General features: G+C 70.7%; 14 protein-coding genes and 4 pseudogenes. 7 read left to right on the forward strand and 11 right to left on the reverse strand.

Features of this window, described 5'->3' with window-relative positions:
* Positions 1-337 precede the first annotated feature (337 nt).
* From ACN27G_RS35925 to ACN27G_RS35940, 4 genes and pseudogenes are all read right to left on the reverse strand, one after another.
* Positions 338-1117 (reverse strand): annotated as a pseudogene (locus ACN27G_RS35925) (DUF692 domain-containing protein); the annotation flags it as partial.
* A gap of 79 nt (positions 1118-1196) precedes the next feature.
* Positions 1197-2129, reverse strand: a complete 933-nt coding sequence (locus tag ACN27G_RS35930; RefSeq protein WP_421497064.1) for a TIGR04222 domain-containing membrane protein — start codon at positions 2127-2129, stop codon at positions 1197-1199.
* A 108-nt stretch (positions 2130-2237) separates the two neighbouring features.
* The gene (locus ACN27G_RS35935; protein WP_421497598.1) at positions 2238-2729 is read right to left on the reverse strand and encodes a methylated-DNA--[protein]-cysteine S-methyltransferase; all 492 of its coding nucleotides are present in this window, start codon (positions 2727-2729) and stop codon (positions 2238-2240) included.
* A gap of 29 nt (positions 2730-2758) precedes the next feature.
* Entirely contained in the window at positions 2759-4366 is a 1608-nt protein-coding gene (locus tag ACN27G_RS35940; protein ID WP_421497065.1) for a DNA-3-methyladenine glycosylase 2 family protein, read from the reverse strand.
* A 171-nt stretch (positions 4367-4537) separates the two neighbouring features.
* On the opposite strand from ACN27G_RS35940, the gene ychF reads away from it, so the two are divergent.
* Together ychF and ACN27G_RS35950 are read left to right on the forward strand one after the other, a co-directional pair.
* Positions 4538-5641 (forward strand): redox-regulated ATPase YchF, encoded by a 1104-nt coding sequence (ychF, locus tag ACN27G_RS35945; protein ID WP_421497066.1) that lies wholly within the window; start codon positions 4538-4540, stop codon positions 5639-5641.
* The gene (locus tag ACN27G_RS35950) at positions 5638-6126 is read left to right on the forward strand and encodes a DpnI domain-containing protein (protein WP_421497067.1); all 489 of its coding nucleotides are present in this window, start codon (positions 5638-5640) and stop codon (positions 6124-6126) included. Before ychF ends, ACN27G_RS35950 begins: the two co-directional genes overlap by 4 nt.
* Positions 6127-6331: 205 nt before the next feature.
* Here the strand turns inward: ACN27G_RS35950 and ACN27G_RS35955 are convergent, their stop codons facing one another.
* Entirely contained in the window at positions 6332-7522 is a 1191-nt protein-coding gene (locus tag ACN27G_RS35955; RefSeq protein WP_421492187.1) for an ISAs1 family transposase, read from the reverse strand.
* A 272-nt stretch (positions 7523-7794) separates the two neighbouring features.
* Here ACN27G_RS35955 and ACN27G_RS35960 point away from each other — a divergent pair.
* Together ACN27G_RS35960 and ACN27G_RS35965 are read left to right on the forward strand one after the other, a co-directional pair.
* Positions 7795-8478, forward strand: a pseudogene (locus ACN27G_RS35960) (glycoside hydrolase family 15 protein); the annotation flags it as partial.
* Positions 8479-8583: 105 nt separating this feature from the next.
* A complete protein-coding gene (locus ACN27G_RS35965) occupies positions 8584-8820 on the forward strand; it encodes a hypothetical protein (RefSeq protein ID WP_421497634.1) in 237 nt (78 codons plus the stop codon).
* Here ACN27G_RS35965 and ACN27G_RS35970 read toward each other — a convergent pair.
* Positions 8778-9032, reverse strand: a pseudogene (locus tag ACN27G_RS35970) (IS701 family transposase); the annotation flags it as partial. The gene ACN27G_RS35965 and the pseudogene ACN27G_RS35970 sit on opposite strands and share 43 nt — an antisense overlap.
* 83 nt (positions 9033-9115) lie before the next feature.
* Positions 9116-10471, reverse strand: coding sequence for an IS4 family transposase (locus tag ACN27G_RS35975; protein ID WP_421494632.1), 1356 nt, complete (start codon positions 10469-10471; stop codon positions 9116-9118).
* Between the two features lie 398 nt (positions 10472-10869).
* Between ACN27G_RS35975 and ACN27G_RS35980 the strand changes: the two genes are divergently transcribed.
* Positions 10870-11388 carry a hypothetical protein gene (locus tag ACN27G_RS35980; RefSeq protein ID WP_421497068.1) on the forward strand — a complete coding sequence of 173 codons (519 nt, stop codon included), beginning with the start codon at positions 10870-10872 and terminating at the stop codon, positions 11386-11388.
* Between the two features lie 65 nt (positions 11389-11453).
* Here ACN27G_RS35980 and ACN27G_RS35985 read toward each other — a convergent pair whose 3' ends face one another.
* Entirely contained in the window at positions 11454-12332 is an 879-nt protein-coding gene (locus ACN27G_RS35985) for an SDR family oxidoreductase (protein ID WP_421497069.1), read from the reverse strand.
* A 154-nt stretch (positions 12333-12486) separates the two neighbouring features.
* Between ACN27G_RS35985 and ACN27G_RS35990 the strand changes: the two genes are divergently transcribed.
* Entirely contained in the window at positions 12487-12876 is a 390-nt protein-coding gene (locus tag ACN27G_RS35990; RefSeq protein ID WP_421497599.1) for a winged helix-turn-helix transcriptional regulator, read from the forward strand.
* Positions 12877-12924: 48 nt separating this feature from the next.
* Here ACN27G_RS35990 and ACN27G_RS35995 read toward each other — a convergent pair whose 3' ends face one another.
* The gene (locus ACN27G_RS35995) at positions 12925-13290 is read right to left on the reverse strand and encodes a PH domain-containing protein (protein ID WP_421497070.1); all 366 of its coding nucleotides are present in this window, start codon (positions 13288-13290) and stop codon (positions 12925-12927) included.
* 33 nt (positions 13291-13323) lie between these two features.
* Positions 13324-13638: a 4a-hydroxytetrahydrobiopterin dehydratase gene (locus ACN27G_RS36000; protein WP_421497071.1), complete on the reverse strand. Its 315-nt coding sequence runs from the start codon at positions 13636-13638 to the stop codon at positions 13324-13326.
* 257 nt (positions 13639-13895) lie between these two features.
* Between ACN27G_RS36000 and ACN27G_RS36005 the strand changes: the two genes are divergently transcribed.
* Positions 13896-14294, forward strand: a complete 399-nt coding sequence (locus ACN27G_RS36005) for a (deoxy)nucleoside triphosphate pyrophosphohydrolase (protein ID WP_421497072.1) — start codon at positions 13896-13898, stop codon at positions 14292-14294.
* A 98-nt stretch (positions 14295-14392) separates the two neighbouring features.
* On the opposite strand, the pseudogene ACN27G_RS36010 reads toward ACN27G_RS36005, so the two are convergent.
* Positions 14393-14644 (reverse strand): annotated as a pseudogene (locus tag ACN27G_RS36010) (succinate dehydrogenase/fumarate reductase iron-sulfur subunit); the annotation flags it as partial.
* Positions 14645-14694: the final 50 nt, after the last annotated feature.

Consider the following 14694-nt stretch of genomic DNA (forward strand, 5'->3'; position numbering starts at 1 on the left):
TAGCCGACTGATCAGTGCTCGTAGCCGCCGATCAGTGGTCGTGGTGCCGGTCCCGGTGGTGACGGCGGCGTGCCATCAGCCGCTCGGCCTGCACCCGGAGGCGTACGGCGTCGAAGCCGGCCGGCGCCGGCGCGGCCAGCACCAGCGCGCGGAGCAGTCCGGCGTACCGTTCGCCGAGCCGGGCGCGGGCCGCGTCGAGCCCGCCCGCTGGCCCCGGGGGCACGGCCGGCGCCGGCAGGCTCGCCGGGGCCGGGGCCGGGGCCGGGGCCGGGGCCGGGGCCGGAGCGGTGGCGGTGGTGCGCGGGTGCGTGGCGGAGCCGCCCTCGACCACCCGCCGGATCCGGGCCAGGGTGTCGGCGAGCACCTGGTCGCGGGGATAGTCACCGTCCCACTCCAGCAGCACCCCGGGTGGCCGGGCCAGCGCGCACAGCTCGGCGAGCAGTTGGTAGATCTCCTCCGACGGCGCACGGGTGTGCGTGTCGTGCCAGATGCCGTCCCGCGAGTATCCGCCCGCCACGTGTACGTACGCCAGGGCGTCCGGCGGCAGCGCGGCCAGGGTGTCGAGTGGATCGACCGCCTGGTTGTGCCGGTTGGTGTGCAGGTTGGCCACGTCGACGAGCAGCCGTACCCCGGTCCGGTCGACCAGCTCGGCCAGGAACTCGCCCTCGGTGAGTTCGTCGTCCGGCCATCCGAACAGCGCCGCCACGTTCTCCAGGGCCAGCGGCACCGGTAGCGCCGCCTGTGCCAGCCGGACGTTCGCCACCAGCACCTCCAGGCAGTCCCGGGTGCGGGGCACCGGCAGCAGATGTCCCGCCTCCATCCCGGCCGCCCGGACCACCGCGACATGCTCGCTGACCAGCGGTGATCCCAGCATCTCGGCACAGGCGGCCAGGTGGGCGAGGCGGTCCCGGTCGGGCGGCTCCGCACCGCCGAGGCCGAGCCCCACGCCGTGCGGTACGACGGGTACGCCCCGGGCGCGCAGCAGCCGGAGCGATTCCGGCAGCCGGGGTGGGCGCAGCCGCTCGGCGATCACCTCGACGAAGTCGACCCCCGGCAGCCGCTCCACGGTGAGGTCGATCTCAGGTCGCCAACCGATCCCGACACCCAACATCCTCATCGACCTCCCGACTCAAGCCCGGCACGTGCGCGTCCGCGGTCGGCACCGGCAGCGACCGGACGGCTCGTGGCGTGCCGGCTCAGCCGCCGCACCCGCAGCCTCCGCAGCCTCCGCCGCACCCGCCGCAGCCGCCTGCGGTGCCACCGCCCTCGGGCGCGGGTGGGCGGAGCGCGGTTTCCAGGGTGGGGTCGTCGAGCATGACCAGCCCGCCGAGCGCCACGGCGAGCGCGACCGGCACCAGGGCACGGCGCTGCCCTGGGCCGCGGGAGATCTCGTCGGACCTCCGCAGCAGGGCATCCCGGAGCGCCGGGGCGATCCGGTGGGACGGGTGTTTCTCGCCATGCCAGCCGCCGTGTTCACCGAGGGTGTCGACCGCCCGTCGGCCCTCCAGGTAGGCGCGGATGCCGAGCCCGCCGACGGCCGTACCGAGCAGCGCCGCGCCGAGAGCCGGCCACGCGTCGACCGGGAGGAACGCCGCCGCCAGCACCAGCAGCCAGGGCAGGACGACGGCGCCGATCGAGGCGGCGAGCAGCTCGGCCAGCCGCGTGCTGGTCGGCTTTACCGCGTCATCAGAGGTCAGCATGCCGAGGCGTTCCAGCCGCCGGTGGATGTCGAGCATCTCGGACCCGTGTCGGAGTGCCGCCCGCAGGTCGGCCGCGGACCGTACCGGCTGCGGTCCGGTCGTGAGCCGGTCCATGATCGCCTGTTCCAGCGGCTTGGGCGGGCGTGGCTCGCCGGTGACGGCGCTGACCTCTCCCTCCCGGGAGATCCGTACCGACCGTTTGCGGTGCAGCGTGACGAGCGCCGTGTCGACGGCATGCCCGGAACCGCCCGTCAGATAGGCCATCTCGTACGGGCCGAGTTCGGCGAGCGGATCTCCGGTGAACGCCGGTCGCCACTGCCGTTGCCGTACCTGTGGCAGCCATCCGTCCAGTGCCTCCCGGGCCCGGTGCCGGGCCCGGAGGACGAGCCCGACGGGGATGATGGCTACCAGGGCGAGCAGCAGGGTCATGGTGGCTCCCGGCGAGGTGGACCGACCGATCAGTCCGGTGCCGGGGCTCTGCCTGTCTCGGGGACCGGCGCGGCCCCTGATCGGTGTGCGTCAGTATATTTCGCCGTGTCACCCGCGTTCGTGGGCGATCAGCCAGGTTTTCACCGGCAGCCCCCACCGGTAGCCGCCGAGGCCACCGTCGGTGCGCAGCACCCGGTGGCACGGTACGAAGAGTGCGGCCGCGTTCTGCGCGCAGGCCATCGCGGCCGCCCGGACCGCGCGGGGCCGCCCGGACAGCTCGGCGAACCGGGTGTAGGTGATCGGCTCTCCCGGCTTGACCTGACGCAGCGTCTCCCAGGCGTGCGCGAGGAACGCGCCGTCGGTGTGCTGGCGGACCGGCACCGCGTCTATCGCGGCGAGGTCACCGTCCAGATAGGAGCGGATGGCCGAGGTGACCGGACCGAGGTCGGACCGCTCCCGCACGGGGCCGCGTAACCGGGGGTGTACCAGGGCGAGCAGCTCGGCGCTCTCCGTGGTGAAGCCGGCCGCGTACACCATCCCGTCCGGGTCGGCGAGCACGGTCAGCGGTCCGGCCGGCGTCTCGATCCGGCTGCTCGACATCTCGTTCACTGCGTTCTCCATCGTTCAGCTCACGCTCTCCACAGTCTGATCACCGCGTACGACCGCCAGGGCCGCCAGCGGCCGGCGTACGCGTCGAGACCGGCCGGGTCGTCCGGCAGGCCGAGGGTTGCCGCACCCCGGCGTACGCCGAGGTCGGTGGGGAGGAAGACGTCGGGGTCGCCGAGCGCCCGGATCGCGACGTAGCCGGCGGTCCAGGCTCCGATCCCGGGCAGCCGGGTGAGCCGCTCGACCAGCTCCGCCCGGTCCGCGCCGGGGTCGAGGTCGAGGTCACCGGTGGCGACCGCCTCGGCCACGGCCCGGATCGTGGTACGCCGGGCGGCCGGCATGCCGAACGCGGTGTCCGGCAGCGCCAGTACCTCCTCGGCGGAGGGAAACGGCCGGATTCCGCACCCCCGCTCGACCACGCCGGGGGAGGAGCCGTCCGCATCCGTCCGTCCGGCGGTCGCCGGACCGGCGGCGGCGACGAGTCGAGCCAGCACGGCGCGGGCGCCGGCGACCGAGACCTGCTGGCCGACGACGGCCCGGACGGCCATCTCGAAGCCGTCCACCGCACGCGGTACCCGAATGCCCGGCTCCTTCGCCACCGCCTCGGCGAACACCGGATCGGCGCCGAGCACCGCGTCCACCGCCTCCGGGTCGGCGTCCAGGTCCAGGAGCCGGCGGCAGCGGGCGACCGCCGGAGCCAGGTCGCGCAGGTCCGCCAGGCGGAGGGTGGCGGCGACGTGTCCGGGCAGCGGAGTCATGCTGATCTCGGCCGGCCCGTGCGGCAGCCGCAGACCACGGCGGTACGACCCGGCCTCGACCCGCTCGACGCCGGGGACCGCCCGCAGGGCGAGAAAGTCGAGCAGCGCCTCGGCGTGCAGCGGCGCCCGGTAGGCGAGCCGAAGCGCAATCGTCCCTGCCGTGCCGCTCGTCCCCGCTGTGCCGCTCGTCCCGGCGCTGCTGCTGGCTCCCGCCGTGCCGGTGGCGGCGGGGCCGGGCGGCGGGGCGGCGTCGGAGCCCACCGGCCGGGCCGGGCGGCCGCCCGAGCGGCGGGGCGGGGCGCCGGCCGAGCGGCGAGCGGTCTCGCGCAGTTGGGACGGTGCCACCGCGTACACCTCGCGGATCGTGTCGTTGAACTGGCGCACGCTGCCGAAGCCGGCGGCGAAGGCGATCTCGGCCAGGCCGAGGTCGGTGGTCTCGATCAGGATCCGGGCGGTCTGCGCGCGCTGGGCCCGGGCCAGTGCGAGCGGCCCGGCGCCGACCTCGGCGACGAGCATCCGGTTGAGGTGCCGCTCGGTGTAGCCGAGCCGGCCGGCCAGTCCCGGCACCCCATCCCGGTCGACCACCCCGTCCCCGATCAGCCGCATCGCCCGGCCGACGACGTCGGCCCGGACGTTCCAGTCGGGCGATCCGGGGGCGGCGTCGGGCCGGCAGCGCCGGCAGGCGCGCAGCCCGGCCCGCTGCGCGGCGGCGGCCGAGGCAAAGAACCGGACGTTCTCCCGCTTCGGGGTCGTCGCCGGACAGGACGGCCGGCAGTAGATGCCGGTGGTGGTGACGCCGGTGTAGAACCAGCCGTCGAAGCGCTGGTCCCGGCTGTCGACCGCCCGGTAGCAGCGTTCGAAGTCCAGCTCCATGCCCTCGATGGTGCCGCGTGCCCGCCGCGTTGACTCGCGGAAATCGGACCTGGCTGTGCGGGTCTCGCCCGTCGCGGCGGCGGTGGGGGCACGTCCGTAGACTTCACCCCGGGCCGGGCCGGTGGCGCATACCGGGTCGCGGGAGGCTATGAGAGAGGCAGTCGCGTTCGCATGACTTCACTGACCATCGGTATCGTCGGCCTGCCCAACGTCGGCAAGAGCACTCTGTTCAACGCGCTCACCAAGAACGACGTGCTGGCCGCGAACTACCCGTTCGCCACCATCGAGCCGAACGTCGGGGTGGTCGGCCTGCCGGACGAACGGCTGGGCAGGCTCGCCGAGATCCACGGCTCGCAGAAGATCATCCCTGCGCCGGTCTCGTTCGTCGACATCGCCGGCCTGGTCCGGGGCGCCTCGAAGGGGCAGGGCCGGGGCAACGCGTTCCTGGCCAATATCCGGGACGCCGCCGCGATCTGCCAGGTCGTCCGGGTCTTCTCCGACCCGAACGTCGTGCACGTCGACGGCAAGGTCTCGCCCGGCGACGACATCGAGACGATCAACACCGAACTGATCCTGGCCGACCTCCAGACCATCGAGAAGGCGCTGCCCCGGCTGGAGAAGGAGGCGAGGGTCCGCAAGGACCGGGCCGCCGCCGTCACCGCCGCGAAGAAGGCGGCCGAGCTGCTCGACACCGGGGTCACCCTCTACGCGGGCGCGGCGAACGCCGGGATCGAGGTGGCGGAGCTGCGTGAGCTGCACCTGCTGACCACCAAGCCCTTCCTGTACGTCTTCAACGTCGACGAGGCGGAGCTGGGCAGTGCCGACCTGCTGGACGAGCTGCGCCAGCTTGTCGCGCCGGCCGAGGCGATCTTCATGGATGCCAAGGTCGAGTCGGAGCTGACCGACCTGCCCCCGGACGAGGCCCGGGAGCTGCTGGAGTCGATCGGGCAGTCCGAGCCCGGCCTCGACCAGCTCATCCGGGTGGGCTTCCGCACGCTGGGGCTGCAGACGTACCTGACGGCCGGGCCGAAGGAGGCGCGGGCCTGGACCATCCCGGTCGGGGCGACCGCGCCGGAGGCCGCCGGTGTGATCCACTCGGACTTCCAGCGCGGCTTCATCAAGGCGGAGGTCGTCTCCTACGACGACCTGGTCGCCGCCGGCTCGATGGCAGCGGCCAAGGCCGCCGGCCGGGTCCGGATCGAGGGTAAGGACTACATCATGCAGGACGGCGACGTGGTCGAGTTCCGTCACGCACCAACAGCACCGAAGAAGTGAGCCCAACCGTCAGGCAATCCCGTGGTGCGCGAGGCGAAGAGTTGATCGTCCGCAAGGTCCGATGTCCCGGGTGTAAGCGGTCGGAACGCACCTTGCGGAGGCTGCCACCAAACTTCAAGTGTGCCGACGTCATCTGTGATTTCTGCGGCTATCTCGCGCAGGTCAAGACGAAGTCGTTGCGAGGCCCGCTGCCGGACATATGCCCGTCGAAGATCCCGGGGGCTGCCTGGGCACCGCAGCTCGCACGGATGGAGGCGGGTATCTACTTCTCGCTGTTCATCGTCCTTGAGAACGACCTCGGCATGATGTCGATTTTTCTTCTCCCCCGAGACCTTCAGGTCCCCGACATGTTCGTTCCCCGTAAGCCGCTCGGCCCTACCGCCAGGCGTGCGGGCTGGCAGGGTTTTACGATTGATCTATCGCGCGCGTTAGGCCGGCCGACGCGGTATGCGGACGGCGGCGTGGTCGAGTTCAGGTGTCGGTAGGGTCTTTGAGTTGGTTGCGGTAATTTCATGCCCGTCGCGGGCGATCGTCCCACCGATCGTCACCGTCTGGTGCGAATGGTACGGGTCGTCCGCGGCGTCATGTGGTTCCGCTTCCAGGTCGAGCCCCGCTTCAACTATGGCAGGGATCCGCACGAGGTCGACGTGTACATCGAGGGGGAGGTTTCCGCACCCCCGCGTACCAGGGTCATTGCGTAGTCGGGTAGCTGCTGGTCACGGTGGTGATGAGGTCGTGGGGTCGGCGGTTGGCGCGTCGGGTGGCTCGGGCGATGTTGGTCTCGCCGTTGCCGCGATGGAATCCGATCGCGGTGTTTCGCAGGACCGCCGCGACGGCGGGTCCGGTGCCGGTGCGGGCTCGGTGGGAGTCCTCGCCGAAAGTCACATCGCGGACCCAGTGCAGCCGGTTCTCGATATGCCATTCCAGCCGGGCCCATTCCTGCAGGTCAGCAGGCTGGGCGTGGACGGCGGGTAACGATGCCACCAGATAGACCGTCTCCCGCGTTCGCTTGCCAGCCACGGTGCGGGTACGGGTGATCCGGACCGCCTGCTGAGCATGAGGAAAGCCGATGCCGCCGGGAGTCTGCAGGGTCAGCGCCTTGACGGTGCGGGTTTCGTGGCGGCTGTGTCCGGTGTCGCGGTGCTGGTCCCCGACCGGCACCTGCGCCCACGGCAACTGCTTGAGCTGGGCGTACAAGGTCGGCTGGTTGGCCTTGACCGACACGTACAGGTCCCCGCCGGCAGCGGCGACAGCTCGGGCGTGGGCGAGCTGTGTGTGCAGGGCGTCCGCGACGATCACCACCCCGGCCAGGCTGCCCAGCCGTGCCGTGACCTGTTCCAGCAGCGGGGCGAACGCCGGGATTTCGTTCGACTTCGCCGCGACCTGCACCTGCGCCAGGACCACACCGGTCGAGGTGTCGTAGGCCGACAGCAGATGGACCCGTCCCTCGGGCAGAACCGCGCCCCGCAGCACCTTGCCATCAACGGCGATGACCCGCCGCACCGGCGGCGGCGCCGACACCCGCGAGCACAGCCAGTCGGCCAGGACCGCCGTCAACATCTCGGCGTCGACGCGGACCAGCAGCCGCCACACCGTGGTCAGCACCGGTATCCGGCCGGTGAACCCGAGCCGGCCCCACGCCGGCGCATCGAGATCATCAACCCAGTCGACGATCGCGGCGAACGTGCAAGCCCCGGCCATCACCGCGCACACCGCGACCGCGAGCACGCTGGTCAGGGGATAGCGGATCCCTCGCGGGTCACGCGGGTCAGGAACCCGCGCCAGGGCCTCCAGCAGGCCAAACGCCTCATGACCGGCAGCCGTGCTGTCGGACGGGGTAGGGGCGTGCCGGCGGATCACGTCGATCAGCGATGATGACATGCGCGGGTGTGGTCCTTCTCGGTGTCATGTTGTCTCAGCAACTCCATGATCACCGACGGGCCGCACCCGTACCGCATCACCCTCCACACAGGTCACGGCACCGCGTACAGCCAGGTCAGACGCACCTCGATCGACTACGCAAAGACCCTGCCCCGCGTACTCCCTCATGATGAGCGCCATTCGATATCCGGAATCCCGGATTGGCGAGCGGCCGCGCGAACGGAGCGAGGCGGGGGCGTGGGTGCGACCTTCGTGCTGCGTGAGGCGTGGGCCGCTCCCGCTACACCGGCCGTTGGCGGGAGATGGCCGAGCGGTCAGCGATGACGCTCAAGCTCATGACGTACGCACCGACCGGCGCGGTGATCGCCGCCCCCCACCGCCGGGCTACCCGAGCAGATCGGTGGAAGCCGGAACTGGGACTACCGCTACACGTGGATCCGTGACGCGTCGTTCTCCGTGTACGCCCTGCTCAGCTTGGGCTTCACCGACGAGGCGTGGCAGTACCGGCTGATGGGTGGACGACCGGATCCGGGACGCCGAGGAAACCGGCGTACCGCTGCAGATCATGTACCGCGTCGACGGCTCACCCGATCTCGCCGAGGAGGTGCTGGACCACCTTGAGGGGTATCGGGGCTCAGCACCGGTGTGGGTGGGCAACGGCGCGGCCGGCCAACTGCAGCTCGATATTTGCGGCGAGGCGCTCGACGCCCTCCATTTCGCGGACAGTCACGGCCTGATGAATTCACACCAGGAGTGGCTGAGCACCGTGCGGATGGTGGACTGGCTCTGCGAGAACTGGGACCAGCCCGAGCAGGGGATCTGGGAAGCGCGTGGCGATCGCCAGGACTTCACCTTCGGACGCCTGATGTCCTGGGTAGCCCTCGACCGGGCCGTTCCGCCTCGCTCACAAGCGCGGACGACCGGGCGACACCAGCCGATGGGCGAACACCCGGAACCCAGAGTGCTGGCTATGGTTTCCGTTAGCCAGGGTCGTGGTGGGCCGGCTGCGCCACCCCTCCGTAGCGAACAGGTGGCCGAGCCTGTTCGTAGTCTGCATCGGCGTGATGATGGCCTTCGTCAACGCCTCGTCGACCATCGGGGCGCTTGCCTCGATCCAGGACGACCTCCACGTCTCGGGCAGCACGCTGGTGTGGATCACCAGCTCGTTCACGCTCGCGTTGGTGAGCCTGGTGATGTCGGCCGGGACGGTCGGCGAGCTCTACGGTCGCCGCCTCACCTATCTCGTTGGCGTTGTGCTCGCCGCGTCCAATCCCGCCCCGGCGAACCGCCGCACCTGACTGGCCACACCCACCGTGTCCCACACCGCCCGGTTCAGCAACCGCTGAGTCCGATCCGGCGCGGCGGCCCCGATCTGCTCCGCGATGGCCCACCCGTTGTCCTTGGGCACCCCACTGACCAGCGCCGAGACATACCGGCCCGCCTGCTGCCACGTCCGCGTCCGGACGAAACACGACCGCAGCCGCCCCAACAACTCGGCCCGTGCCCGCACCGCGCGGGCGGCCGCTACCCCGGCGGCAGCAGCCGCCTTCGATCTAGTTGCAACGCCTTTCAGTTAGGGCAGTGGTTGGTTGGTCAAGGGTCGTTGGTGATGACATCGATGCTGGTGGTGGCCTTGTAGGTGCGGCGATCGATGTTCGGTCCGCGGGCTTGGTACTTGGAGTTCGAGCGTTTGATCATGCGGCTCTTGGTGCGGATGCGGCGTTCGGGCAGCAGGTTGGCCAGGACACGTTCGCCGATGGCGCCGACCAGGTCGATGACGGTGTCGGCGATGACGCCGGCGGCGTGGACGACTTGGTCGCGGGCGGCGTTGAGGGCGGTGGTGAAACTGGCCCGGTCCGGGTCGAGGCCGGGCTGGCTGTCGGTGGCGTCGACCATGGCGGTGCGTAGCAGTTGGTAGACGATCAGCAGGGCGTGGATCTCCTGGTCGACGCCGTCGGGGGTGCGGGCGCGTAGGACCCGGCCGCCGAGGATGGTGGATTTGAGTTCCAGGTAGGCGGTCTCGATCTCCCATCGCTGGTGGTAGAGGGTGACGAGGTCGGCGGCGGGGTAGCGGGACGGGTCGAGCAGGGTGGTGATGAGCCGGTAGTCACCGATGTGGCTGCCGGTGGTGGTGGTGATGCTGATTCGGGCCTCGATCACGCGGACGTGTCGGCCGCCGATGACTGATAGCCAGGATCCGTCGCGGTAGCGGTGGATCAGCGGGAGTCTGCGGCCGGTCTTGCAGCGGATCAGCAGGTTCGCTCCGGTCGCGGTGAAGGCGGTGATCAGGTCGGCGGCGCAGTAGTTGCGGTCGGCCAGTAGCAGCATCCCGGCGCGTAGGCTGCGGGCGAGTCGCTCGGCTTGGGCTGTCTCGCCGGTGGTGCTCGGGTCGAACACGGCGTCGATGACCGTACGAGTGCCGCAGGTCAGCAGGGCGCTCAGCCGCAGTGTCGGGTAGCCGGAGCCGCCGTTGTTGCACCGGTGTTTGACGTAGCGGTGCAGGTTGGCCGGCGAGTCCGCGACAGCGATCATGGTGCCGTCGATGACGACCGGCAGCAGGCCCCGCCACCACACGGTGGCGACGGCGCCGGTGGCCGCAGGCCCTCGTAGCAGGTCGAACAAGGCCCGCAACGGGGCCGGGCCGAGTCGTTGCCGGGCTTGGCGTAACGCGCTGCCGCTGGGGTCCGGTACCGGTAGCCCGCGCAGGCCGGCGACGAGTTTCGCCCACACCTGCCGGTAGCCGCAATCGGCGAACAGACAACCGGCCAGCAGCAGATACACCACGACCCGGGCCGGCAACAGGCGGACCCGTCGCTGCGTACGCCGGGTCGTGGCCAGCACATCATCGACCATCTCGAACGGCACGAGGCGGGTCAACTCACCGAGATGACCCGCCGCGAACGGTCCGGCAGCTACCGTGACCGTCCGTGTTATGGCAATCTGATCCACCGAGCGGGGTTCCTGGTTCGGGTTGTCTTGGAGTGACAAACCTTGATACCGGAACCCCGCCTCTCATTCCCTGATCAACACACCCCTTGACCAGCCCCACCCACGCCTAACTGAACGACGTTGGATCTAGTTGTCCTCACAACACATGATCAACAGGCGGCTGCGTCCATGTTGCACCACCCCACCCGTTCCACCCGGCGAGCAACCACCACATTAGGTCAGAACACCAATGGCGGCTGCCGTACTGAGCTCTTCAGCACTCACCATCGTCGAGGCCGTCCACGCCGGTACACGCGGGCTGTAGGCGGGATCTCCGGCGGCCGAAGATCCGGTTCCGGGCAACCTCCGTCGAGGCCCAACGCGTTCCTGCGTCAGGTACTCGACGAGGAGGTAACCAGATGCGCCGACTGTTCGGTGCCGTCGTGGCGGGCGTCCTGATCGCCCTCGCGCTCGGCGTACCCGTGCAGGCCGCCAGGCCGGGCGGTTCCGGCTGGGTGCACGTGCCCAGCCCACCGTTCGACTATCCAGCCGGACTGACCTGTGATTTCGGGGTGCACGGCGAACCCATTGTGGACAAGGTGTACTACCGGACCCTCACCACCGCACCGGACGGTACGGCCCGGACCGAGGCCGCCGTCGGGCCGCTGATCTACCGGCTGACCAACGTCTCCACCGGGGCGACCGTCGAGGGCGACGCGAGCTCGAGCAGCCTGATCACCCACCACGACGACGGGGCCCTGACCTACCGGCTCCACGGCCCGCTCCTGCTCGGCATCCGTGAGGGTCGCAGCAACCTTCCCGGCGGCCTCTACGTCATCGACGGCGTCGCCTGGCGCCTCGACATCAGCGCCGACAACTTCCGCACGATCTCCGGCGCCTACCGGATCGCCCAGGACGTCTGCGCCGATCTGAGCTAGTCGCCGTCACCGGCCCCGGAGAGCGCGCGTCTCGCGGCGCGCTCTCCGGGGCCGGCCGATGCGGCTCAGGCGGTCTGGGCGGCGGCCAGCCCCTGGGCGATCGTGTCGGCGATCGGGGTCGTCGGGCGGCCGGCGAGCCGGGACAGGTCGCCGGGAGTGCCGGCGAGCCGACCCCGGCTGATCGCGTCGTCCACGTCGACCAGCACCTCGGCGAAGGGCGCCGGCACGCCGAAGCCGATCAGCATCGCCGCCCGTTCGGCCGGGTCGATCGACCTGTGCACGATCGTGCGGCCGCTCTGCCGGGACACCTCCTCGGCGAACTCCTCGAACGTCCACGCCGTGTCGCCGCTCAGCTCGTACGCCCGGCCCAGGTGCCCGTCCTCGCGCAGCACGGTGGCGGCCGCCGCCGCATAGTCGGCACGGGTGGCGGTGGCGATCCGGCTCCCCGGGGCGACGTTGGTGACGATGGCTTCCTGTGCCAGGATGCCCGGGATCTCGTTGACGGCGTACATCTCCGAATACCAGTTGTTGCGCAGGAACGTGTAGGGCAGGCCCGAGGCGATGATCAGCCGTTCGGTCTCCCGGTGGTCGTCGGCGAGCCGGAAGTCGGCCTCCGGCCCGCCGAAGACGCTGACGTAGCCCAACTGGGCGACGCCGGTGGCCCGGGCCGCGTCGATCACCGCGGCGTGCTGCGGCACGCGCCGGCCCGCGTCGGTGGCGGAGATCAGCAGAACCCGGTCCTCGGGCCGGAACGCCCCGGTGAAGCTCTCCGGCTCGTCGTAGTCGGCGACGTGCAGCCCGATGCCCTGGGCCACCAGGTCGGCGGCTTTCTCCTTGCTGCGTGCGACGGCCGTGATCCCGCCCGCCGGTACGCCGGCACCGAGCAGGTCCGCGATGATCAGGCGGCCGAGTTGGCCGGTGGCCCCGGTGATGACGATGCTCATCGAGTGCTTCCTCCGTTGGTGACACGGTGCCGTCATGGCATAGGCCCAGCTCCTGGACCTGTCGCTAACTTTATCTACGGTACCTGTCTGGTGGGAAGTACGCACTTCTGGGTAAGGTACTGGTGTGAGCGTCAGTGAAGCGTCCAGATCGCGGATATCGGCCGGCGGGGGTGCGGGCGCGCCCCCGCCCGACGTCAACCGCGCGGATTGTCCCTCCCGGGGCGTGCTCGAACACGTCACCAGCCGCTGGGGTGTGCTGGTGCTCTCCGCGCTCCTGCACCGCTCCTACCGCTTCAGCGAGCTGCGCCGGCACGTCGGCGGGGTGAGCGAGAAGATGCTCGCGCAGACCCTGCAGACCCTGGAGCGCGACGGCTTCGTGCACCGCGCCGCCAGGCCGGTGATCCCGCCCCGGGTGGACTACTCGCTGACGCCGCCCGGCCGGGAGGTCGCCGAGCAGGTGTCCGGGCTGGCACGCTGGGTCGAGGGCCGGCTCGGCGACGTCCTCGCGGCTCGCGGGGCCTACGACACCGCGCGGGACGGCTGACGCGCACGGCGTGCCCGGCCGCTCGTGCGGCCGGGCCCGGCGGCCCGGTCAGGCGGAGATGTAGTGCAGGATCACGTTGTGCACGTGGTGGCTCTTCTGGTCGCCCCGGAACTCCACCTCGTAGGTGTGGGTGCCGACGTTGATCGCGATGGCCCCGGTGGAGAAGAACGAGCCGCCCCAGGACTTGTTGCTGACCACGCTCACGCTGGTGATCTTCGAGTACGGGATGCTGGTGATCGCGAACTTCTTGCCGATGAAGGACTTGTCCTGGATGATCACACGCCGGTCGGTCAGGCCGATGAATCCGGTGCCGGCGCCGACGGCGTCGTAGACGGCGATGACCTGCTCGCCGTCGAGGAGGCCGCTCTCGATCTGCTTGAGCTGTTCGCGACGGTCATAGGTGACGTTGGCCATGATCCGAGCGTAGAAGGGCTCCGCCAGTCGCGCTCAGTTCGGAGCGGCGGTCACGGCGCGGTAGACATCCTCGATACGGGCAGCGAGAGTGACCTCGCCCTCCGTGATAGCGCTCTCGTCACGGGGGCCGATCCTGATCTGGGTGTATCCGTCCAGCCGGCGGATCTCGGGGCGGAGATGCAACGCGTCCGCGATGATCTTTATCCGCTCGGTGAGCGCCGCGTGCTGGGTGTCGTCGAGGATGAGGGTTCTCCTGATCTGCTGACCCTCGCGGGTCCAGTCGCCCAGTAGGGTGAGTGCGTCGCTCAGGTAGTCGCGGTCCATCCGGCCGCCCCACAGAGCGCGCATCGCCAAACCTCCCAGGCGTCGTTGCCGGCTTGTGGCCAAATCGTCGCCATCCCGTGTCTTGGTCGGTGCTCCCTAGTCTGTCTCCGGCCGGCGGGTGTGTCCACGTCCACCCTTCCGTCTTCTATTGGCCGGTGGGGCCGGCTCAGCTACCCGAAAACCCGATTGATCTGGCACGCTGGACCCTCGTGCGGACCGATCGGGCGAACGGTAACGACCGTCATGGGGCGACTGGGGGGTTTTCCGGACCCCGTGGCCGGGTGCCGAAGGTCGTGGTGGGTGCGGCCATCGTCGCCGCCGGACGGGTGCTGGCCTGTGCGCGATCTCACCCTCCGGAGGTGGCCGGCCGGTGGGAGTTTCCGGGCGGCAAGGTCGAATCCGGCGAGTCGGAGGTGGCCGCGCTGGTCCGGGAGTGCGCCGAGGAGCTGGGCGTACGCGTCGAGATCGGCGAGCGGATCGGCCGGGACGTCCCGATGGGGCACGGCAGCTCGGTGCTGCGGGTCTATCTCGCCCGGCTCGTCGCCGGCGAACCGCAGCCGCTGGAGCACGCGGAGCTCCGCTGGCTGGGCCCGGACGAGCTGGAGAGCGTGCCGTGGCTGCCGGCCGACGAGCCGATCGTGGCGGCGCTGCGTCCCGTGCTGACCGTTTCGCCGTCCTGACCGTCCCGCCGCCATGGAGACGGCGGAGGCCGACGGCCGTCCGCGCGGGTCGGGATCGCCGTCCGGCAACCCCGACCCGTAACACGGCACGGACGGGCTCAGTCGTCGTCCTGGGGCTGCTTCGGATGGCTGTAGTTGAGGCCCTCGGCCGGCAGCGGGAACGTCACGTCCTCGCCGAACGGCGACGGTGCGGCCGCCCGGTCGAAGGTGAACTCGCTGATCGGCAGCCGGCCCCGGGAATCCACCGGAGGCGCCGTGGGGTGCGGGACCTGACGGCCCCAGTGCACGCCGTGCTCCGCGCCGGCCTCGGCCTCCGGCTCGTGCGACCCGCCCGCGGTCGAGTGCACCCTGCCCAGCTCGTCGGGGTCGCGCGGGGTCTGGGCCGCTGCGGCCCCGTCCT

Origin of the sequence: Plantactinospora sp. WMMB334, assembly GCF_049179095.1 — a bacterium.
In the GTDB taxonomy this organism is placed as follows: Bacteria; Actinomycetota; Actinomycetes; order Mycobacteriales; family Micromonosporaceae; genus Plantactinospora.

Bases quoted from the DNA above. Each gene is read 5' to 3' on its own strand.
- ACN27G_RS35930 (WP_421497064.1), bottom strand. From the start codon at position 2,129: ATGACCCTGCTGCTCGCCCTGGTAGCCATCATCCCCGTCGGGCTCGTC.
- ACN27G_RS35980 (WP_421497068.1), top strand. From the start codon at position 10,870: ATGCGCCGACTGTTCGGTGCCGTCGTGGCGGGCGTCCTGATCGCCCTC.
- ACN27G_RS36000 (WP_421497071.1), bottom strand. From the start codon at position 13,638: ATGCGCGCTCTGTGGGGCGGCCGGATGGACCGCGACTACCTGAGCGAC.
- ACN27G_RS35940 (WP_421497065.1), bottom strand. From the start codon at position 4,366: ATGGAGCTGGACTTCGAACGCTGCTACCGGGCGGTCGACAGCCGGGAC.
- ACN27G_RS35995 (WP_421497070.1), bottom strand. From the start codon at position 13,290: ATGGCCAACGTCACCTATGACCGTCGCGAACAGCTCAAGCAGATCGAG.
- ACN27G_RS35955 (WP_421492187.1), bottom strand. From the start codon at position 7,522: ATGTCATCATCGCTGATCGACGTGATCCGCCGGCACGCCCCTACCCCG.
- ychF (WP_421497066.1), top strand. From the start codon at position 4,538: ATGACTTCACTGACCATCGGTATCGTCGGCCTGCCCAACGTCGGCAAG.
- ACN27G_RS35935 (WP_421497598.1), bottom strand. From the start codon at position 2,729: ATGTCGAGCAGCCGGATCGAGACGCCGGCCGGACCGCTGACCGTGCTC.
- ACN27G_RS35985 (WP_421497069.1), bottom strand. From the start codon at position 12,332: ATGAGCATCGTCATCACCGGGGCCACCGGCCAACTCGGCCGCCTGATC.